Origin of the sequence: Nisaea denitrificans DSM 18348 (assembly GCF_000426505.1) — a bacterium.
Lineage (GTDB): Bacteria > Pseudomonadota > Alphaproteobacteria > Thalassobaculales > Thalassobaculaceae > Nisaea > Nisaea denitrificans.
Genome location: NZ_AUFM01000021.1, coordinates 1 through 16,511 on the forward strand (window position 1 = coordinate 1; position 16,511 = coordinate 16,511).

The 16,511-nt window shown below is 59.4% G+C and carries 29 protein-coding genes; 28 read left to right on the forward strand and 1 reads right to left on the reverse strand.

Annotation, left to right across the window (positions count from 1 at the left end):
* Nucleotides 1–2: 2 nt before the first annotated feature.
* The 28 genes from tuf to rplQ all read left to right on the forward strand — a co-directional run bounded on the left by tuf (nucleotide 3) and on the right by rplQ (nucleotide 15,265).
* A complete protein-coding gene (tuf, locus tag K328_RS0115640) occupies nucleotides 3–1,193 on the forward strand; it encodes an elongation factor Tu (RefSeq protein ID WP_028466775.1) in 1,191 nt (396 codons plus the stop codon).
* Nucleotides 1,194–1,236: 43 nt separating this feature from the next.
* Nucleotides 1,237–1,545, forward strand: a complete 309-nt coding sequence (gene rpsJ, locus K328_RS0115645) for a 30S ribosomal protein S10 (protein ID WP_028466776.1) — start codon at nucleotides 1,237–1,239, stop codon at nucleotides 1,543–1,545.
* 18 nt (nucleotides 1,546–1,563) lie between these two features.
* Complete coding sequence (gene rplC, locus K328_RS0115650) at nucleotides 1,564–2,340, forward strand: 50S ribosomal protein L3 (protein ID WP_028466777.1); 777 nt, start codon at nucleotides 1,564–1,566, stop codon at nucleotides 2,338–2,340.
* A 5-nt stretch (nucleotides 2,341–2,345) separates the two neighbouring features.
* The gene (gene rplD / locus K328_RS0115655) at nucleotides 2,346–2,963 is read left to right on the forward strand and encodes a 50S ribosomal protein L4 (protein ID WP_028466778.1); all 618 of its coding nucleotides are present in this window, start codon (nucleotides 2,346–2,348) and stop codon (nucleotides 2,961–2,963) included.
* A 2-nt stretch (nucleotides 2,964–2,965) separates the two neighbouring features.
* Nucleotides 2,966–3,289 carry a 50S ribosomal protein L23 gene (locus tag K328_RS0115660; protein ID WP_036554653.1) on the forward strand — a complete coding sequence of 108 codons (324 nt, stop codon included), beginning with the start codon at nucleotides 2,966–2,968 and terminating at the stop codon, nucleotides 3,287–3,289.
* A 3-nt stretch (nucleotides 3,290–3,292) separates the two neighbouring features.
* Nucleotides 3,293–4,117 carry a 50S ribosomal protein L2 gene (rplB, locus tag K328_RS0115665; protein ID WP_028466780.1) on the forward strand — a complete coding sequence of 275 codons (825 nt, stop codon included), beginning with the start codon at nucleotides 3,293–3,295 and terminating at the stop codon, nucleotides 4,115–4,117.
* 13 nt (nucleotides 4,118–4,130) lie between these two features.
* A complete protein-coding gene (gene rpsS, locus K328_RS0115670; protein WP_028466781.1) occupies nucleotides 4,131–4,406 on the forward strand; it encodes a 30S ribosomal protein S19 in 276 nt (91 codons plus the stop codon).
* 16 nt (nucleotides 4,407–4,422) lie between these two features.
* Nucleotides 4,423–4,803: a 50S ribosomal protein L22 gene (gene rplV, locus K328_RS0115675; protein WP_036554656.1), complete on the forward strand. Its 381-nt coding sequence runs from the start codon at nucleotides 4,423–4,425 to the stop codon at nucleotides 4,801–4,803.
* The gene (gene rpsC / locus K328_RS0115680) at nucleotides 4,803–5,483 is read left to right on the forward strand and encodes a 30S ribosomal protein S3 (RefSeq protein WP_028466783.1); all 681 of its coding nucleotides are present in this window, start codon (nucleotides 4,803–4,805) and stop codon (nucleotides 5,481–5,483) included. The genes rplV and rpsC overlap by 1 nt, the downstream gene beginning before the upstream one ends.
* A gap of 28 nt (nucleotides 5,484–5,511) precedes the next feature.
* On the forward strand, nucleotides 5,512–5,925 hold the full coding sequence (gene rplP, locus K328_RS0115685) for a 50S ribosomal protein L16 (RefSeq protein ID WP_028466784.1): 414 nt from the start codon (nucleotides 5,512–5,514) through the stop codon (nucleotides 5,923–5,925).
* Between the two features lie 17 nt (nucleotides 5,926–5,942).
* Nucleotides 5,943–6,143, forward strand: coding sequence for a 50S ribosomal protein L29 (gene rpmC, locus K328_RS0115690; RefSeq protein ID WP_028466785.1), 201 nt, complete (start codon nucleotides 5,943–5,945; stop codon nucleotides 6,141–6,143).
* A 26-nt stretch (nucleotides 6,144–6,169) separates the two neighbouring features.
* Nucleotides 6,170–6,418: a 30S ribosomal protein S17 gene (gene rpsQ, locus K328_RS0115695; RefSeq protein WP_028466786.1), complete on the forward strand. Its 249-nt coding sequence runs from the start codon at nucleotides 6,170–6,172 to the stop codon at nucleotides 6,416–6,418.
* A gap of 18 nt (nucleotides 6,419–6,436) precedes the next feature.
* A complete protein-coding gene (gene rplN, locus K328_RS0115700) occupies nucleotides 6,437–6,805 on the forward strand; it encodes a 50S ribosomal protein L14 (protein WP_028466787.1) in 369 nt (122 codons plus the stop codon).
* Nucleotides 6,805–7,128 (forward strand): 50S ribosomal protein L24, encoded by a 324-nt coding sequence (gene rplX / locus K328_RS0115705; RefSeq protein ID WP_028466788.1) that lies wholly within the window; start codon nucleotides 6,805–6,807, stop codon nucleotides 7,126–7,128. The genes rplN and rplX overlap by 1 nt, the downstream gene beginning before the upstream one ends.
* Before the next feature lie 23 nt (nucleotides 7,129–7,151).
* The gene (rplE, locus tag K328_RS0115710; RefSeq protein WP_028466789.1) at nucleotides 7,152–7,691 is read left to right on the forward strand and encodes a 50S ribosomal protein L5; all 540 of its coding nucleotides are present in this window, start codon (nucleotides 7,152–7,154) and stop codon (nucleotides 7,689–7,691) included.
* 18 nt (nucleotides 7,692–7,709) lie between these two features.
* Complete coding sequence (gene rpsN / locus K328_RS0115715; RefSeq protein ID WP_028466790.1) at nucleotides 7,710–8,015, forward strand: 30S ribosomal protein S14; 306 nt, start codon at nucleotides 7,710–7,712, stop codon at nucleotides 8,013–8,015.
* 15 nt (nucleotides 8,016–8,030) lie between these two features.
* Nucleotides 8,031–8,429, forward strand: coding sequence for a 30S ribosomal protein S8 (gene rpsH, locus K328_RS0115720; protein ID WP_028466791.1), 399 nt, complete (start codon nucleotides 8,031–8,033; stop codon nucleotides 8,427–8,429).
* 14 nt (nucleotides 8,430–8,443) lie between these two features.
* Nucleotides 8,444–8,977: a 50S ribosomal protein L6 gene (gene rplF, locus K328_RS0115725; protein ID WP_028466792.1), complete on the forward strand. Its 534-nt coding sequence runs from the start codon at nucleotides 8,444–8,446 to the stop codon at nucleotides 8,975–8,977.
* An 11-nt stretch (nucleotides 8,978–8,988) separates the two neighbouring features.
* Complete coding sequence (gene rplR, locus K328_RS0115730; protein ID WP_028466793.1) at nucleotides 8,989–9,351, forward strand: 50S ribosomal protein L18; 363 nt, start codon at nucleotides 8,989–8,991, stop codon at nucleotides 9,349–9,351.
* Nucleotides 9,352–9,364: 13 nt separating this feature from the next.
* Nucleotides 9,365–9,919, forward strand: a complete 555-nt coding sequence (gene rpsE / locus K328_RS0115735) for a 30S ribosomal protein S5 (protein WP_028466794.1) — start codon at nucleotides 9,365–9,367, stop codon at nucleotides 9,917–9,919.
* Nucleotides 9,920–9,934: 15 nt separating this feature from the next.
* Nucleotides 9,935–10,144, forward strand: a complete 210-nt coding sequence (gene rpmD / locus K328_RS0115740) for a 50S ribosomal protein L30 (RefSeq protein WP_028466795.1) — start codon at nucleotides 9,935–9,937, stop codon at nucleotides 10,142–10,144.
* A 57-nt stretch (nucleotides 10,145–10,201) separates the two neighbouring features.
* The gene (gene rplO, locus K328_RS0115745) at nucleotides 10,202–10,705 is read left to right on the forward strand and encodes a 50S ribosomal protein L15 (RefSeq protein ID WP_028466796.1); all 504 of its coding nucleotides are present in this window, start codon (nucleotides 10,202–10,204) and stop codon (nucleotides 10,703–10,705) included.
* Nucleotides 10,706–10,719: 14 nt separating this feature from the next.
* Nucleotides 10,720–12,063 carry a preprotein translocase subunit SecY gene (gene secY, locus K328_RS0115750; protein ID WP_028466797.1) on the forward strand — a complete coding sequence of 448 codons (1,344 nt, stop codon included), beginning with the start codon at nucleotides 10,720–10,722 and terminating at the stop codon, nucleotides 12,061–12,063.
* The gene (locus K328_RS0115755) at nucleotides 12,060–12,635 is read left to right on the forward strand and encodes an adenylate kinase (protein WP_028466798.1); all 576 of its coding nucleotides are present in this window, start codon (nucleotides 12,060–12,062) and stop codon (nucleotides 12,633–12,635) included. The genes secY and K328_RS0115755 overlap by 4 nt, the downstream gene beginning before the upstream one ends.
* 183 nt (nucleotides 12,636–12,818) lie before the next feature.
* A complete protein-coding gene (rpsM, locus tag K328_RS0115760) occupies nucleotides 12,819–13,187 on the forward strand; it encodes a 30S ribosomal protein S13 (RefSeq protein ID WP_028466799.1) in 369 nt (122 codons plus the stop codon).
* Between the two features lie 36 nt (nucleotides 13,188–13,223).
* Nucleotides 13,224–13,619, forward strand: coding sequence for a 30S ribosomal protein S11 (rpsK, locus tag K328_RS0115765; RefSeq protein ID WP_028466800.1), 396 nt, complete (start codon nucleotides 13,224–13,226; stop codon nucleotides 13,617–13,619).
* Nucleotides 13,620–13,738: 119 nt separating this feature from the next.
* Nucleotides 13,739–14,755, forward strand: a complete 1,017-nt coding sequence (locus tag K328_RS0115770; RefSeq protein WP_028466801.1) for a DNA-directed RNA polymerase subunit alpha — start codon at nucleotides 13,739–13,741, stop codon at nucleotides 14,753–14,755.
* A gap of 69 nt (nucleotides 14,756–14,824) precedes the next feature.
* Complete coding sequence (gene rplQ, locus K328_RS0115775; RefSeq protein WP_028466802.1) at nucleotides 14,825–15,265, forward strand: 50S ribosomal protein L17; 441 nt, start codon at nucleotides 14,825–14,827, stop codon at nucleotides 15,263–15,265.
* Between the two features lie 87 nt (nucleotides 15,266–15,352).
* Here rplQ and K328_RS0115780 read toward each other — a convergent pair whose 3' ends face one another.
* Nucleotides 15,353–16,474, reverse strand: a complete 1,122-nt coding sequence (locus tag K328_RS0115780; protein WP_028466803.1) for a hypothetical protein — start codon at nucleotides 16,472–16,474, stop codon at nucleotides 15,353–15,355.
* Between the last annotated feature and the right edge of the window lie 37 nt (nucleotides 16,475–16,511).

Consider the following 16,511-nt stretch of genomic DNA (forward strand, 5'->3'; position numbering starts at 1 on the left):
CGATGGCGAAGGAAAAGTTTGAGCGGAATAAGCCGCACTGCAACATTGGCACGATCGGCCATGTTGATCACGGCAAGACGTCTTTGACGGCAGCGATCACGAAGGTCCTGGCGGAAGCCGGCGGCGCAAGCTTCACGGCTTACGACCAGATCGACAAAGCCCCGGAAGAGCGTGCTCGTGGTATCACGATCTCGACGGCCCACGTTGAGTATGAGACGGAAGCGCGTCATTACGCGCACGTCGATTGCCCGGGCCACGCCGATTATGTGAAGAACATGATCACGGGCGCTGCGCAGATGGACGGCGCGATCCTGGTTGTGTCGGCCGCTGACGGCCCGATGCCGCAGACCCGCGAGCACATCCTTCTGGCACGCCAGGTTGGTGTTCCGGCGCTTGTTGTGTTCCTGAACAAGGTCGATCAGGTTGACGACGAAGAGCTTCTTGAGCTTGTTGAGCTCGAAGTTCGTGAGCTTCTGTCGTCCTACGACTTCCCGGGCGACGACATTCCGATCGTGAAGGGGTCTGCTCTTGCGGCTCTGGAAGACAGCAACGAGGAAATCGGCAAGAAAGCCATTCTCGAGCTGATGGCCGAAGTCGACAAGTACATCCCGCAGCCGGAGCGTCCGATCGATCTGCCGTTCCTGATGCCGATCGAAGACGTTTTCTCGATCTCTGGCCGTGGCACGGTTGTGACCGGTCGCGTCGAGCGCGGTGTTGTGAATGTTGGCGACGAAATCGAAATCGTCGGTATCAAGGACACGGTGAAGACGACCTGCACGGGCGTCGAGATGTTCCGCAAGCTGCTTGATCGCGGTGAAGCTGGTGACAACGTCGGTGTTCTTCTGCGTGGCACGAAGCGTGAAGACGTTGAGCGCGGTCAGGTTCTGGCCAAGCCGGGTTCGATCACGCCGCACACGAAGTTCACCTGTGAGGCTTACATCCTGACGAAGGATGAAGGTGGCCGTCACACGCCGTTCTTCTCGAACTATCGTCCGCAGTTCTACTTCCGTACGACGGACGTGACCGGGACGGTTGAGCTTCCGGAAGGTACCGAGATGGTGATGCCGGGCGACAATATCGCGATGACGGTTAACCTGATCGCGCCGATTGCCATGGATGAAGGCCTGCGCTTCGCTATCCGCGAAGGTGGCCGCACCGTTGGCGCCGGCGTCGTTGCCAAAATCGTCGAGTAAAGCTGGACATTGGGCTCGGTCACCGAGCCGGAGATAGAAGAATATGGACAGTCAAAACATTAGAATTCGCCTCAAGGCGTTTGATCATCGGATCCTTGATCAGTCGACCGGCGAAATCGTGAACACGGCGAAGCGCACTGGCGCGCAGGTCAAGGGCCCGATCCCGCTGCCGACCCGTATCGAGCGCTTCACCGTTCTTCGCGGTCCGCACATCGACAAGAAGAGCCGTGAGCAATTCGAAATCCGCACACATAAGCGGGTTCTGGACATCGTCGACCCGACCCCGCAGACGGTCGACGCTCTGATGAAGCTTGATCTCGCGTCCGGTGTTGACGTCGAAATCAAGCTCTAACGCTGAAGGATTAGATTCATGCGTTCCGGAGTAATCGCACAGAAGATGGGCATGACCCGAGTGTTCACCGATACAGGTGATCACGTTCCGGTCACGGTCCTGAAGATGGACAGCTGCCAGGTGGTAGGTGTTCGAACCGAAGAGAATGACGGCTACAGCGCCGTTCAGCTCGGCGTTGGCGCAGCCAAGGTCAAGCGTGTCAGCAAGCAGATGCGCGGCCACTTCGCGAAAGCGAAAGTCGAGCCGAAGCGGAAACTGGCCGAATTCCGTGTCAGCCCCGATGCTCTCATTGAGGTCGGCGCGGAAATCACCGCGGACCATTTTGTTGCCGGTCAGAAGGTCGACGTTGTCGGCACCTCTATCGGTAAGGGTTTCGCCGGTGCCATGAAGCGGCACAATTTCGGCGGCATGCGCGCCTCTCACGGTGTCTCCATCTCCCACCGCGCACACGGTTCCACGGGTAACTCCCAGGATCCGGGGCGTGTGTGGAAGGGCAAGAAGATGGCCGGCCACATGGGCGACGAGCGGGTGACGACGCAGAACCTCGAAGTGGTTCAGCTCGACGTCGATCGTGGTCTGATCCTGGTCAAGGGATCGGTTCCGGGCGCCAAGGGCGGCTGGGTTCTGATTTCCGATGCCGTAAAGGTGAAGCAGCCTGAAAATCTCCCGTTCCCGGCTGCCGTGCGCATGCCGACCGCGGAAGAAGTGGCCGAGCCGGAAGTTGTCGAAGCCGCTGCTGATGCGCCGGCTGAAGCCGAGACCTCGGCTGACGACAACGCCGAGAATAAGGACTGAGGGTCATGAAGCTTCCTGTTACGACACTCGACAACAAGAAGTCTGGCGACATTGAAGTCGCGGACTCCGTGTTCGCCGTCGAGCCGCGCCGGGATATTCTTGCCCGTGTGGTAAACTGGCAGCTGGCCAAGCGCCGAGCCGGTACCCACGCGACCAAGACTGTTTCCCAGGTCAGCGGCACGACAAAGAAGCCGTTCAAGCAAAAAGGTACCGGTCGGGCCCGTGCGGGCTCGCTGCGGGCTACCCAGTACCGCGGTGGCGGTATCTCCCATGGTCCGATGTCTCGTGACCACGGGTTTGCTCTGCCGAAGAAGGTCCGCAAGCTCGGCATGCGCTCTGCGCTGTCGGCCAAGCAGGCCGAAGGCAAGCTGATCGTGATCGACGATGCGGCGGGCGAAACCAAGACCAAGGAACTGGCCAAGAAGCTTACCGCTCTCGGTTGGAATTCGGTCCTGTTCATCGGCGGTAGTGCGCTCGACGAGGGCTTTGCCCGGGCCGCGCGGAACATCCCGAATGTGGATGTGCTGCCGGAACAGGGCGCGAACGTCTATGACATCCTCCGCCGGGACACCCTGGTGCTGACCAAGGCCGCGGTGGAAAGCCTGGAGGCTCGCCTGAAATGAGCATGCGTCCTTACAATGCCAGCCAAGTTCGGCTGAGCGACGAGCGCGCGTACGACATCATCGTCCGCCCGATCGTCACCGAGAAATCCAGCCTCGGATCGCAGTTCGGCCAAGTGACTTTCGAAGTCACCCTCGATGCGACCAAGCCGGAAATCAAGGTCGCCGTCGAAAGGTTGTTCGATCGCAAGGTTAAAGCCGTCAACACCGTGCTGACCAAAGGCAAGGTTAAACGCTTCCGGGGCAAACTCGGCAAGCGGTCGGATTACAAAAAAGCGATCGTCACTTTCGAGGACGGTCAGGACATCGATGTTACGCAGGGGGTCTGATCCATGGCGTTGAAGACATTCAATCCGACGACGCCGTCCCAGCGCGACCTGGTGATCGTCGACCGCTCGGAACTCTGGAAAGGCAAGCCGGTCAAAGCATTGACCCGTGGCCTGACCAAGTCCGGCGGACGGAATAACACGGGCCGCACAACGTCTTTCTGGCGTGGCGGCGGGCATAAGCGTAAATACCGCATCATCGACTTCAAGCGCCGTAAATTTGACGTGGCGGCGACGGTCGAGCGGCTTGAATACGATCCGAACCGGACCGCGTTCATTGCGCTGATCAAATATGACGACGGTGAGCAGGCTTACATCCTGGCTCCGCAGCGTCTCAAGGCTGGTGACAAGGTCATCGCCGGTGAGCGCGCGGACATCAAGCCGGGCAACGCTATGCCGCTGAAGAGCATTCCGGTGGGCACGATCGTCCACAATGTGGAGTTCAAGGCAGGCAAGGGCGGTCAGATTGCCCGTTCTGCCGGTGCATACGTGCAGATCGTCGGTCGCGATCAGGGTTATGCCCTGCTGCGCCTCACCTCTGGTGAAGTGCGGATGGTTCGTGGCGAATGCATGGCAACTGTCGGTGCGGTGTCAAACCCGGATCAGCAGAACGTCAAGCTTGGCAAGGCGGGCCGTTCCCGCTGGCTCGGCAAACGCCCGCACGTTCGCGGTGTCGTTATGAACCCGGTCGACCACCCGCATGGTGGTGGTGAAGGCCGGACCTCGGGCGGTCGCCATCCGGTGACCCCATGGGGTAAGCCGACCAAAGGTAAGCGTACGCGCAGCAACAAGAAAACCGATCGCCTTATTGTGCGTCGGCGCCGGAAGTAAGAGGAGATAGACGTTGTCACGTTCTGTTTGGAAAGGCCCGTTTGTAGACGGGTATCTCCTGAAGAAGTCCGATGCGTCGCGCGCGTCCGGTCGTAACGAGGTCATCAAGACCTGGTCACGTCGGTCGACGGTTTTGCCGCAGTTCGTAGGACTGACCTTCGGGGTTCATAATGGCCAGAAATTCATCCCGGTCCTCGTGACCGAGAACATGGTCGGACACAAACTCGGCGAATTCGCGCCGACCCGCACTTATTACGGCCACACGGCCGATAAGAAGTCGCGGCGCTAGGACTGGAGCAGAGACCATGGGCAAGAGTGCGGTCGAACGCCGACTGGACGATACCGAGGCGAAAGCGGTGCTCCGCAATGTGCGGGTGAGCCCGCAAAAGCTGAATGTCGTCGCACAGATGATCCGCGGCATGGATGTGGAAAAGGCCCTCGCGGCCCTGACCTTCTCCCGCCGCCGCATCTCGAACGATGTTAAGAAGCTTCTGCAGTCCGCGATCGCGAATGCTGAGAACAATCATCAGCTCGATGTTGACCGGCTTTTCATCAAGGAAGCCTCCGTCGGCAAGAGCATCGTCATGAAGCGCTTCCGTCCGCGGGCGCGGGGGCGTGTCGGCAAAATCTTGAAGCCGTTTTCGCACCTTACCGTTGTCGTGCGTGAGCGCGGGGAGACCGAATAATGGGTCATAAAGTTAATCCGATCGGGCTTCGCCTCGGCATCAACCGGACGTGGGACTCACGCTGGTTCGCTGCCAAGGATTATGGCGATCTTCTGCACGAAGACATCCGTATGCGGCGCTACCTGCACAAGCGTCTGGCGCAGGCCGGCATTTCCCGGATCGTCATTGAGCGTCCGGCGAAGCGTTGCCGCGTTGCCATTTACACTGCCCGCCCGGGCGTTGTGATCGGCAAGAAGGGGCAGGATATCGAGAAGCTCCGTCAGGATCTCTCGAAGATGGTCGGCACCGAGGTCAGCCTGAATATCCTCGAGATCCGCAAGCCGGAAATCGATGCCAAGCTGGTCGCCGATAACATTGCGCAGCAGCTGGAGCGCCGGGTTGCTTTCCGTCGCGCCATGAAGCGGGCCGTTCAGTCGGCAATGCGTCTTGGTGCCCAGGGTATCCGGATCAATTGCGCAGGCCGTCTCGGCGGCGCGGAAATCGCCCGGACCGAATGGTACCGCGAAGGTCGCGTTCCGCTGCACACGCTGCGTGCGGACATCGATTATGGCGAATCCACCGCGCAGACCACCTACGGCGCCTGCGGTGTCAAGGTCTGGGTATTCAAGGGCGAGATTCTTGAACACGATCCGCTCGCCCACGAAAAGCGGCTGACCGACCAGCCTGGTCATCAGCGCTGAGCCGGCGGATAGGATAGAGGTTAGATAGATGCTTAGTCCGAAGCGCACAAAATTCCGTAAGGCCCACAAAGGCCGGATCCACGGAAATGCAAAAGGCGGTACGACGCTGAATTTCGGTTCTTTCGGTCTGAAGGCACTGACACCAGCGCGTGTCACCGCTCGTCAGATTGAGGCCGCACGTCGTGCGATTACCCGTCACATCCGCCGTTCCGGTCGGGTGTGGATCCGGATTTTCCCGGATGTTCCGGTGTCGTCGAAGCCGGCGGAAGTACGTATGGGTAAGGGTAAGGGTACCCCGGAATTCTGGGTTGCCCGTGTGAAGCCCGGTCGGATCATGTTCGAGCTCGAAGGCGTTCCGCGGGACCTGGCAGAAGAAGCGTTTACGCTTGCTGCTGCCAAGCTTCCGCTCGATACGCGCTTCATAGCCCGGCTTGGCGAATAAGGCTGCGGGAGAGAATGATGGCAAACAAGGCAGCAACAGATCTTCGCGCGAAGACGGGCGATGAGATGAAAACCAGCCTGGTGGACCTGAAGAAGGAGGCATTCAACCTTCGTTTTCAGCGTGCCAACGGTCAGCTGGAAAACACTGCGCGGATGCGGCAGGTGCGCCGTGAGATCGCGCGCATCAAGACGATCCTGCACGGGCAGGCCAGCGCTTAAGCAGCGTTGGATTTAGGAGACGAGAAATGCCGAGGCGAATTTTGCAGGGCACCGTGGTAAGCGATAAGGGCGAAAAATCTATCGTCGTTCGCGTCGAACGCCGCGTCATGCATCCGATCTACAAGAAGTTCATCAAGCGCTCGAAGAAATTCGCTGCACATGATGAACAGAACCAGTACAAGGTCGGCGACATTGTGCGGATCCAAGAATGTGCTCCGATTTCGAAGCGCAAGAACTGGACCGTTGTCACCGATGCTGCTGGCAGCAACGCCTAAGCGGCGAGGAGCGACGACATGATCCAGATGCAGTCCAACCTTGATGTCGCAGACAACTCCGGCGCTCGCCGTGTTCAGTGCATCAAGGTTCTCGGCGGCTCCAAGCGCAAAGTCGCTGCCGTCGGTGACGTGATTGTGGTCTCCGTTAAGGAAGCAATTCCGCGGGGCCGCGTTAAAAAGGGTGAAGTGCTTCGGGCCGTTATCGTCCGGACCGCCAAGGAAATCCGTCGCAATGACGGCTCCTCGATCCGGTTCGACAACAACGCCGCGGTGCTCATCAACAAGCAGAACGAGCCGATCGGGACCCGTATCTTTGGTCCGGTGACCCGTGAACTTCGTGCCAAGAAGTTCATGAAAATCGTCTCGCTCGCACCGGAGGTGCTGTGATGGCAACGAAGTTCAAGGTGAAGAAGGGCGACAAAGTCGTCGTCACCACCGGCAGGGACAAGGGAAAGACGGGCGAAATTCTGCGCGTCATCACGGATGAGAACCGTGTCCTGGTCCAGGGTGTGAACATGGTCAAGCGCCACACGCGTGCGACCCAGACCTCAGCCGGCGGTATTATTGAGAAAGAAGCGCCCGTTCATGTTTCGAACGTTGCGCATATCGACCCGAAATCCAACGAGCCGACGCGCGTCGGGATTCGTCTTCTCGAGGATGGCCGCAAGGTCCGCTTCGCGAAACGGTCCGGCGAAGTGCTCGACGCTTAAGCGCGCTCGAAACGAGGCCAGACATGTCGCGATTAAAAGAAGTTTACGAAGCCGAGATCAAGCCGGGAATGCTGTCGGAGTTCAAATATGCGAACCCGATGATGTGCCCGTCGATCGAGAAAGTCGTCGTCAATATCGGCGTCGGTGAGGCGGTGCAGGATTCCAAGCGGGTTAAAGCCGCTGCGGAAGAGCTTGCCATCATCACCGGTCAGCGTCCGATTGTAACCCGCGCGAAGAAGTCGATTGCCGGCTTCAAGCTCCGCGAGGGTATGCCGATTGGCTGTAAAGTCACCCTCCGCCGCGAACGGATGTACGAGTTCCTGGATCGTCTGGTGAACATCGCCCTGCCGCGCGTGCGTGACTTCCGTGGTCTCAGCCCGAAAAGCTTTGACGGACGCGGAAATTACTCGATGGGCCTGAAAGAGCAGATTGTGTTTCCGGAAATCGACTACGATCAGGTCGACCATATCCGGGGCATGGAAATCGTCGTGGTGACGACTGCCAATACCGATGATGAGGCGCGCGAACTGCTGCGTCGCTTTAACTTCCCGTTCGTAAACTGATCGGGCTGGAGAAGAGTCATGGCGAAAAAAAGCGCGATTGAAAAGAACAAGAGCCGCGGGAAGATTGTCCAGCGGGACGCCGGAAAGCGTGCCCGTCTGAAGGCGATTGCCTGCGACAAGGATCTTCCTTTGGAAGAGCAGTTTAAAGCCCGTCTGAAGCTGAACGAGCTGCCGCGCGATGGTGCGAAGATCCGTCTTCGCAACCGCTGCGAGGTCAGCGGCCGCCCGCGCGGTTACTATCGCAAGCTGAAGATGTCCCGTATTGCCCTGCGTGATCTTGGCTCGATTGGCCAGATCCCGGGCATGGTTAAGTCAAGCTGGTAAGAGAGGAGTCTTACAATGACGATGAGTGATCCTCTCGGGGACATGCTGACCCGAATCCGGAACGGCCAAACTGCTGGTAAAAGCGTTGTGGTTAGCCCGGCATCGAAAATGCGGAGCAATGTGCTCGAAGTGCTGATGCGCGAAGGTTTCATTCGCGGCTATTCCAGCGCCGAAGTGCGCAAGGGCATCGGCGAGCTGCAGATCGAACTGAAGTACCATGATGGTGAGCCGGTGATTCGCGAGATTCATCGCGTTTCCCGTCCGGGCCGTCGGGTGTACTCAAAGATCAAGGATCTGCCGCGGTGCTACAACGGTCTGGGTATCCAGATCCTGTCGACGCCGCGCGGCATTCTTTCCGACAATGAGGCCCGCGTTGCCAATGTTGGCGGCGAAGTCCTCTGCAAGGTATTCTGATCGGAGTCGGGGAAATGTCACGTATTGGTAAAAACCCAGTCGCTCTTCCGAGTGGCGTTACCGCCGAAATCGGCGCTGACGTTTTCTCTGCGAAGGGCAAACTCGGCCAGCTTTCTGTTCCGCTCAGCGATGCCGTAGACATCGTGATCGAGGACAGCCTGGTCACTGTGAAACCGAAGAATGCCTCCAAGCGTTCGCGGGCGATGTGGGGCACCATGCGTGCTCGCGTCCAGAATGCCGTAACCGGCGTGTCTGATGGTTTCACGATCAACCTGGAAATCAATGGCGTCGGTTATCGTGCGGCGGTCGAAGGCAAGAACCTCGTTCTGGCACTCGGTTTCAGCCACCCGGTGAACTATCCGATTCCGGAAGGCATCACCATGAAGTGTGAGCGCCCGACAGCGATTTCGATCCATGGTGCCGACAAGCAGCAGGTTGGTCAGATCGCGGCTGAAATTCGCGGGTATCGTCCGCCGGAGCCTTTCAAGGGCAAGGGCGTCAAGTACGAGACCGAGACCGTCCTCCGCAAGGAAGGCAAGAAGAAGTAAGGATTCGTGGCATGCTGACATCAAAACAACTTTTCCAGCGTCGCCGCCAGCGGACCCGTGCCGCGCTGCGCGCCAAGACAAACGGCAAGGCCCGGCTCTCCGTGTTCCGGTCTTCCAAGAACATCTATGCTCAGATCATCGACGATCTGAAGGGCGAGACCCTGGTGAGCGCATCTTCTCTCGAGAAGGCACAGCGCGAGCAGCTCAAGACGGGCGCGGACAAATCCGCGGCTGCGGAGATCGGCAAGCTGATCGGCGAGCGTGCGGTGAGCAAGGGCGTTACCGACGTCGTGTTCGACCGTGGCGGCTACCGGTATCACGGACGCGTCAAGGCACTCGCCGACGCGGCTCGTGAAGCCGGACTGAAGTTCTAGAAGGGGCCGGAACATGGCACGAGGCGAAAGAAGAGATCGCGACCAACGTGAAGATCCGGAACTGGTTGAAAAGCTAGTCGGTATCAACCGCGTCGCGAAGGTTGTGAAGGGTGGCCGTCGTTTCGGCTTCGCCGCCATCGTGATCGTCGGTGACGGTCGCGGTCGCGTCGGCTACGGCGCGGGTAAAGCCCGTGAAGTGCCGGAAGCAATCCGCAAGGCAACCGAGCAGGCGAAGCGTGGCATGGTCCGGGTTCCGCTGCGCGAAGGCCGCACACTGCATCACGATATCGGCGGGCGCTTCGGTGCTGGCCGTGTGATCCTGCGGTCGGCTCCGGCCGGTACCGGTATCATCGCAGGTGGCCCGATGCGCGCCATCTTCGAGGCGCTGGGTATGCAGGATGTGGTGGCGAAATCCACCGGTACGTCCAACCCGCACAACATGATCAAGGCCACTTTTGAAGCGCTGAAGAACGTCAGGTCTCCGCGCGCGGTAGCAGCCAAGCGTGGCAAGAAGGTCGCTGAGATCTTCGGCCGGGCTCCTGGCGAAGCCGAAGCGGCTCAGGCCTAAGGACGGAGAAGAGCCATGGCGGCAACGAAGAAGAAAGCGGCCAAGACGACTGTTACGGTCACTCAGACCGGCAGCCCGATCGGCCGTACCAAGGACCAGGAGCAGACGCTTGTCGGCCTGGGCCTGAACAAAATGCACCGCACGCGTACGCTGGAAGATACTCCGGCGGTTCGCGGCATGATCGGCAAGGTTGCTCATCTGGTGCGCGTCGAAGACGCGTCCTAACGCAACCGGGCAGAACATATAGGCGATCCGGTCGATGCCGGAACGAGGGCAAGAACGATGAAACTCAACGAACTTCGCGACAATCCGGGCGCGCACAAGCCCGCCAAACGGGTGGGTCGTGGCGCCGGTTCCGGCCTCGGCAAAACTGCCGGTAAAGGTCATAAGGGTCAGAGCGCTCGCTCCGGCGTAGCGATTAATGGCTTCGAGGGCGGCCAGATGCCGATCCATCGGCGTCTTCCGAAGCGTGGCTTCAAAAATCCGTTCCGCAAGGAATTCGCGCCGGTTAATGTCGGCTCGATCCAGGCGGCGATTGATGCCGGCAAGCTCGATGCCAAGAAAACGATCGATATCGCGGCCCTTCAGGCTGCTGGTCTTGTCGGTCGGGTGCGTGATGGTGTGCGCCTGCTTGCAAATGGCGAGCTGAAAGCCAAAGTGAAGGTGGATGTTTCCGGTGCTTCCGCGGCTGCTATCGCAGCTGTTGAAAAGGCCGGCGGCTCCGTGACGGTTGCGGCACCTGCTGCGAAGCCGGCTGATGAGGCGGGCGACTCCTCCACCGACTGATTGGGTTCAGTGAAATGGCTTCCAGCGCCGAGCAATACGCGTCATCGATCAATTTTGGGGCCTTCGCGAAAGCGGCGGAACTGAAAAAGCGCATCTGGTTTACACTGGGTGCGTTGATCATTTATCGCCTCGGGACCTATATCCCGATTCCGGGCATCGATCCGGCGGTGCTGGAGCAGATCTTTCAGCAGAACTCGGGCGGTATCCTCGGCATGTTCGACATGTTCGCGGGCGGTGCCCTCGGGCGGATGACGATCTTTGCGCTGAATATCATGCCTTACATTTCCGCGGCCATCATCATGCAGCTGATGACCGCGGTATCCCCCAGCCTCGAGACCCTGAAGAAGGAAGGCGAGGCCGGGCGGAAAAAGATCAATCAGTATACCCGGTATCTGACGGTGCTGCTGGCAGCCGTTCAGGCCTACGGTATCGCGTCGGGCCTTGAATCAATGGCTGACGGTACGGCTGTTGCTAATCCTGGATACTTTTTCCGTGCGACCGCAGTGATCACGCTGGTCGGCGGCACGGTCTTCCTGATGTGGCTGGGCGAGCAGATTACCGCCCGCGGTGTCGGTAACGGCATCTCGCTGATCATCTTCGCCGGTATCGTGGCTCAGCTGCCGACGGCGCTGGTCGGGATGCTTGAACTTGGCCGTACAGGCGCGCTTTCAGCCGTGGTGATCGTGCTGATCATGATCATGGCGGTCGCCGTTATTGCCGGCATCGTGTTCATCGAGCGCTCGCAGCGCCGGATCACGGTGCAGTATCCGAAGCGTCAGCAGGGCAACCGGATGTTTGGCGGCGAGAGTTCGCACCTTCCGTTGAAGATCAATGTTGCGGGTGTGATCCCGCCGATCTTCGCCAGCTCGCTGTTGCTGATGCCGGTGACGGTCGCGCAGATGAGCGCGGCGGGCGGCGGCGGTCCGGAGTGGCTGAGTACCTTTACGGCGATGGTCGGCCGAGGCCAGCCGCTGTACCTCGCGATCTTTGTCAGCCTGATTGTATTCTTTGCCTTCTTCTACACGGCGATCGTGTTCAATCCGGCCGATACGGCAGACAATCTGCGTAAATATGGTGGCTTCGTCCCCGGTATCCGTCCGGGCAAGAATACCGCCGACTATCTTGACTATGTTCTGACCAGGCTGACGGTGCTCGGTGCTGCCTATCTCGCAGCGATTTGTATCCTGCCGGAGATTTTGATCAGCCAGTACCAGGTGCCTTTCTACTTCGGGGGAACGAGCCTGCTCATTGTGGTGACGGTGACAATGGACACCGTGGGCCAGATCCAGTCGCATTTGCTGGCACATCAGTATGAGGGGCTAATTAAAAAATCGAAATTGCGGGGGAAACGTCGATGAATTTGATACTGCTCGGCCCTCCGGGCGCAGGAAAGGGTACCCAGGCGAAACGTCTGGAAGAGAAATTCAAAATCATCCAGCTCTCCACCGGTGACATGCTGCGGGCGGCAATGGCTTCGGGTTCGGATCTCGGCAATAAGGTGAAAAGCCTTGTGGATGCCGGCGATCTCGTTTCCGACAGTATCATGGTTCAGCTTATCTCCGAGCGGGTCGACCAGCCGGATTGCAAGAACGGCTTCATTCTCGACGGTTTCCCGCGCACGGTCGCGCAGGCGGAAGCTCTCGATACGATGCTGGCCGACAAGGGACTGAAGATCGATCACGTGATCGAGCTTAAAGTGGACGAGAGCATTCTGTTTGACCGCATCCGGTCCCGCATCGCGGAGACCCCGGAAGCCGAACGGCGTGCTGATGACACCGAGGAGACGCTGCGCAAGCGCCTTGGTGTCTTTAAGGAACAAACCGCACCGATCATTCCGTATTATTCGGATCGCGGTGCGCTGAAGAGTGTGGACGGTATGGCGTCCATTACTGAAGTAAGTGGTCAGATCGACAGCATTGTTGCGGCCTGACCAAGCTGTTTGAAGGTGTGGGTAAACCGGTTGACTCGGCAATCCGGTTGAGTATACTCCGCGCCCTCGGTTTCAGTGAAACCGTGCGCACTTGCTCGCGCGGATTTTCCGAGTTCGGTGCCTGGGTCGAATGACCCGTATTTTTGTTGGACGCTGACAAGCGTTGTACTGAGGAGTTTGCCCGTGGCGCGCATCGCAGGCGTGAATATCCCGACGCAAAAGCGTGTCGAGATTGCTTTGACTTACATTCATGGTATCGGCCGGACCACTTCCACAAAGATCTGTGAGAACGTTGGTATTCCGCGCGAACGCCGTGTGCATGAACTGACTGAAGACGAAGTCGCGCGGCTGCGTGAGATCATCGACCGCGATCAGGTGGTCGAGGGCGATCTCCGCCGCAAGATCGCGATGGATATCAAACGTCTTATGGATCTGGGCTGCTATCGTGGTCTGCGTCATCGTAAAGGCCTGCCGGTGCGCGGACAGCGTACTCATACCAACGCACGGACCCGTAAGGGCCCGGCGAAGGCTATCGCGGGTAAGAAGAAATAATTCGGGTCTGACCCGACAAGCCGGAGCGGCAAATTAATGGCAAAACAACCGACCCAGGGACGCGTGAAGCGCCGCGAACGGAAGAACATCACTTCCGGTGTAGCGCATGTGAACGCGACCTTTAACAACACCATGATCACCATCACCGACGCCCAGGGGAATGCGATTTCCTGGTCTTCCGCCGGTACGATGGGCTTCAAGGGTTCCCGTAAGTCCACCCCGTACGCGGCGCAGGTCGCGGCCGAGGATGCCGGCAAGAAAGCTGCCGAGCATGGCATGAAGACCCTCGAGATCGAAATCAGCGGCCCGGGTTCGGGACGTGAATCCGCTCTGCGCGCACTGCAGGCCGTCGGTTTTGCCGTGACTTCCATTCGCGATGTCACGCCGATCCCGCACAACGGTTGCCGTCCGCCGAAGCGGCGCCGGGTTTAAGCTGTTAGGGCGGCCTCGGCCGCCCGACCGGTACAGCCCGTGGCCCCGAAACGAACGGTTTTGGGGCCGAAAGCATAAGTTAGAGGCCCGCGGGTCTCGTTAGCGATGAGGTCACTCCCGTGATTCAGAACAACTGGCAGGCTCTTATCAAGCCGAACAAGCTCGATGTGCAACTGGGCTCGGATCCCGCCCGCAAGGCAACGATCGTGGCCGAGCCGCTGGAACGTGGATTCGGTCTGACCCTCGGCAACGCGCTGCGCCGTATCCTGTTGTCGTCCCTTCAGGGCGCGGCGGTGACGGCTGTACAGATCGACGGCGTGCTGCATGAATTCTCCTCCGTCGCCGGCGTCCGTGAGGACGTGACCGACATGGTCCTGAACATCAAGGCGATCGCGCTGCGGGCTCACAGCGAAGGCCCGCGCAAGATGCGCCTGAAGGCAGAGGGTCCGGGCGAAGTGAAGGCCGGCATGATTGAAGCCGGGTCCGACATCGAGGTCATGAACCCGGATCTGGTGATCTGCACCCTCGATAACGGTGCCACCCTGTCCATGGAGTTCACGGTCGAGACCGGCAAGGGCTACGTCCCAGCCAGTGCCAACCGTCCGGAAGACGCCCCGATCGGCCTGATCCCGGTCGACGCGATCTTCAGCCCGGTGCGCCAGGTCACTTACAAGGTCGATAACACCCGTGTTGGACAGGTCACCGATTACGACAAGCTGTCCATGCTCGTCGAAACCGACGGCTCTCTGACCCCGGAAGACGCCGTGGCTTACGCTTCGCGCATTCTTCAGGATCAGCTTCAGCTCTTCATCAACTTCGAAGAGCCGCAGCAGGTCGTTGAGGCCGAAGAGAAGACCGAGCTGCCGTTCAACAAGAACCTGCTTCGCAAGGTTGACGAGCTGGAACTTTCCGTCCGTTCGGCGAATTGCTTGAAGAACGACAACATCGTCTATATCGGCGATCTCGTTCAGAAGACCGAGCCGGAAATGCTGCGCACGCCGAACTTCGGCCGGAAGAGCCTCAACGAGATCAAGGAAGTTCTTGGTCAGATGGGGCTGGCACTGGGCATGGATATCCTGAACTGGCCGCCGGACAACATCGAAGAGCTCGCCAAGCGGCTCGAAGAGCCGTTCTGATCGGCTGAGCGTAATTGAATACTGTTTGTGCCGTGAGGCGCTGACGAATACGAAACTGGAGTTTTCGCGATGCGACATCGTTTTAAGGGCCGCCGTTTCAATCGGTCGTCCAGCCACCGCAAAGCCATGTTCAAGAACATGGCCAACGCGCTGATTAAGCATGAGCAGATCATCACCACCCTGCCGAAGGCCAAAGACCTGCGCAGTGTCGTTGAGAAGCTGATCACCCTCGGCAAGCGCCAGGACCTCCATGCCCGTCGTCAGGCGACGTCGGCGCTGCAGGATCCGATCATGGTCCGCAAGCTGTTTGACGTCCTGGCTGAGCGCTACAAGGAACGTCAGGGCGGTTATACCCGGGTTCTTAAGGCTGGTTTCCGCTATGGCGACAGCGCCCCGATGGCTGTGATCGAGCTTGTGGATCGTGACGAAGATGCCCGCGGCCAGGATTCCGGTCCGGTGCAGGTCGAGGAAGAAGAAGCCCTCGAAGGTGCGATGCCGGCCGCGATCTGATCGCGCCTGTCGCTCCAGGAATACGAAAGGCGGCCTTCGGGCCGCCTTTTCTTTTTGTTGGTTCGCCCTGATCCAGCCGGGACCTGGCTAGGTCGTGTGGAGCAGGCTGAGCCGGGCGGCGATATCCCAGATCTCGGGATCGTCAGGCCAGGCGGAGACCAGTGCCGTAAGCTCCTGACAGAGCAGATCCGCGTGAGCTTCCTCAGCGAGTGCGTCTGCGGTCAGGAGCAGGTTCGTGCAGGCCTTGGCATGGAGCAGGGCCATCTGCTCGTTAGCGGGCTCTTCGGAAGATGCCGCGAGGATGTCGTCATAGATGTGCCGGGCCTTTCCGATTGCGCCGTCCCGGCAGAAATCGGTCATCAGATTAAACGCCGCAAGCATCGTCTTCTCGCGCATCCTTATGTCCGTCGCGGCGCGTTTCCTCAAATCCATATAGATGGTCTCGGCAGCAGCCAACTTTTCCTTGTCGCCGAATACGGTGATGAGACCAAAACCCGCATCTGCCAGCACGTCCCGGAGGCTGGCGGTGCGACTTTTACTATTCACGAAAGCAGCCAGATTGAAGTAGAGATCGATGGCTTTCTTCGACGCGTCGGTTTGCGCTAGGTGGGTCGCCAGATTGAAGCTGCCGTTCGCCCTGTGCAGCATCGTGTCCGGCTGGCTGTTTGATACCGCGGCAAGGGCGCAGAGAGAGCTGTGCAGGTGTTGGGCGTCGCTTGTCCGGCCCGCGTCGCAATGGGCCGCGATCCTGTTCGCAATGGCTTTGGCGAGGGTGGAGCGCAGCAGACGGTCAGACGGATGACGGCCGGCGATGGTCCGAATTTCCTCGAAGGTGGCGTCAGCCTCGGCGGTTTTTCCCTGGCGGGTATATTCCAGACAAAGCGTGACGGACAATTCGCAATAGCCGCGCCGCATACCCGGGTCATGCGGGTGCCCCTGAGAGTAGCGCTCCAGATGGGTCCGGATGTCGTGAATGGCGCTCAACTCGCTGCGCCGGGCGTGGCAGGCAGCGAGCCTGAGAGCCCCGCATATAAGGCGGTCTCTTATGTCTGCTGAATTCGCATGGTCGTTGGCGAGAGTGTAGAGAGTATCGTAGCAGGCGCGGGCGTGTTTGATCTCGCCGTCGCTATCGCCGAGAGAGCTGATCGTATCGGCCAACTCTCCGGCTTTGGAAATCGTGGCTTTCCCGGCGTTCTGGGCGCCTGGCATTGACCCCTCCATTCCCGGTCCGGTGCTGTCTGGTGCG

Excerpts from the sequence above, each read along its gene's own strand:
- K328_RS0115660 (WP_036554653.1), top strand. The coding sequence starts at position 2,966 with ATGCGTCCTTACAATGCCAGCCAAGTTCGGCTGAGCGACGAGCGCGCG.
- rplD (WP_028466778.1), top strand. The coding sequence starts at position 2,346 with ATGAAGCTTCCTGTTACGACACTCGACAACAAGAAGTCTGGCGACATT.
- rplB (WP_028466780.1), top strand. The coding sequence starts at position 3,293 with ATGGCGTTGAAGACATTCAATCCGACGACGCCGTCCCAGCGCGACCTG.
- rplQ (WP_028466802.1), top strand. The coding sequence starts at position 14,825 with ATGCGACATCGTTTTAAGGGCCGCCGTTTCAATCGGTCGTCCAGCCAC.
- rpsQ (WP_028466786.1), top strand. The coding sequence starts at position 6,170 with ATGCCGAGGCGAATTTTGCAGGGCACCGTGGTAAGCGATAAGGGCGAA.
- rplO (WP_028466796.1), top strand. The coding sequence starts at position 10,202 with ATGAAACTCAACGAACTTCGCGACAATCCGGGCGCGCACAAGCCCGCC.
- rplE (WP_028466789.1), top strand. The coding sequence starts at position 7,152 with ATGTCGCGATTAAAAGAAGTTTACGAAGCCGAGATCAAGCCGGGAATG.
- rpmC (WP_028466785.1), top strand. The coding sequence starts at position 5,943 with ATGGCAAACAAGGCAGCAACAGATCTTCGCGCGAAGACGGGCGATGAG.
- K328_RS0115780 (WP_028466803.1), bottom strand. The coding sequence starts at position 16,474 with ATGCCAGGCGCCCAGAACGCCGGGAAAGCCACGATTTCCAAAGCCGGA.
- tuf (WP_028466775.1), top strand. The coding sequence starts at position 3 with ATGGCGAAGGAAAAGTTTGAGCGGAATAAGCCGCACTGCAACATTGGC.
- rplV (WP_036554656.1), top strand. The coding sequence starts at position 4,423 with ATGGGCAAGAGTGCGGTCGAACGCCGACTGGACGATACCGAGGCGAAA.
- rplC (WP_028466777.1), top strand. The coding sequence starts at position 1,564 with ATGCGTTCCGGAGTAATCGCACAGAAGATGGGCATGACCCGAGTGTTC.
- rplX (WP_028466788.1), top strand. The coding sequence starts at position 6,805 with ATGGCAACGAAGTTCAAGGTGAAGAAGGGCGACAAAGTCGTCGTCACC.
- rpsK (WP_028466800.1), top strand. The coding sequence starts at position 13,224 with ATGGCAAAACAACCGACCCAGGGACGCGTGAAGCGCCGCGAACGGAAG.
- rplR (WP_028466793.1), top strand. The coding sequence starts at position 8,989 with ATGCTGACATCAAAACAACTTTTCCAGCGTCGCCGCCAGCGGACCCGT.
- rplF (WP_028466792.1), top strand. The coding sequence starts at position 8,444 with ATGTCACGTATTGGTAAAAACCCAGTCGCTCTTCCGAGTGGCGTTACC.
- rplP (WP_028466784.1), top strand. The coding sequence starts at position 5,512 with ATGCTTAGTCCGAAGCGCACAAAATTCCGTAAGGCCCACAAAGGCCGG.
- rpsH (WP_028466791.1), top strand. The coding sequence starts at position 8,031 with ATGACGATGAGTGATCCTCTCGGGGACATGCTGACCCGAATCCGGAAC.
- secY (WP_028466797.1), top strand. The coding sequence starts at position 10,720 with ATGGCTTCCAGCGCCGAGCAATACGCGTCATCGATCAATTTTGGGGCC.
- rpsN (WP_028466790.1), top strand. The coding sequence starts at position 7,710 with ATGGCGAAAAAAAGCGCGATTGAAAAGAACAAGAGCCGCGGGAAGATT.
- K328_RS0115755 (WP_028466798.1), top strand. The coding sequence starts at position 12,060 with ATGAATTTGATACTGCTCGGCCCTCCGGGCGCAGGAAAGGGTACCCAG.
- rplN (WP_028466787.1), top strand. The coding sequence starts at position 6,437 with ATGATCCAGATGCAGTCCAACCTTGATGTCGCAGACAACTCCGGCGCT.
- rpsE (WP_028466794.1), top strand. The coding sequence starts at position 9,365 with ATGGCACGAGGCGAAAGAAGAGATCGCGACCAACGTGAAGATCCGGAA.
- rpmD (WP_028466795.1), top strand. The coding sequence starts at position 9,935 with ATGGCGGCAACGAAGAAGAAAGCGGCCAAGACGACTGTTACGGTCACT.
- rpsJ (WP_028466776.1), top strand. The coding sequence starts at position 1,237 with ATGGACAGTCAAAACATTAGAATTCGCCTCAAGGCGTTTGATCATCGG.
- rpsC (WP_028466783.1), top strand. The coding sequence starts at position 4,803 with ATGGGTCATAAAGTTAATCCGATCGGGCTTCGCCTCGGCATCAACCGG.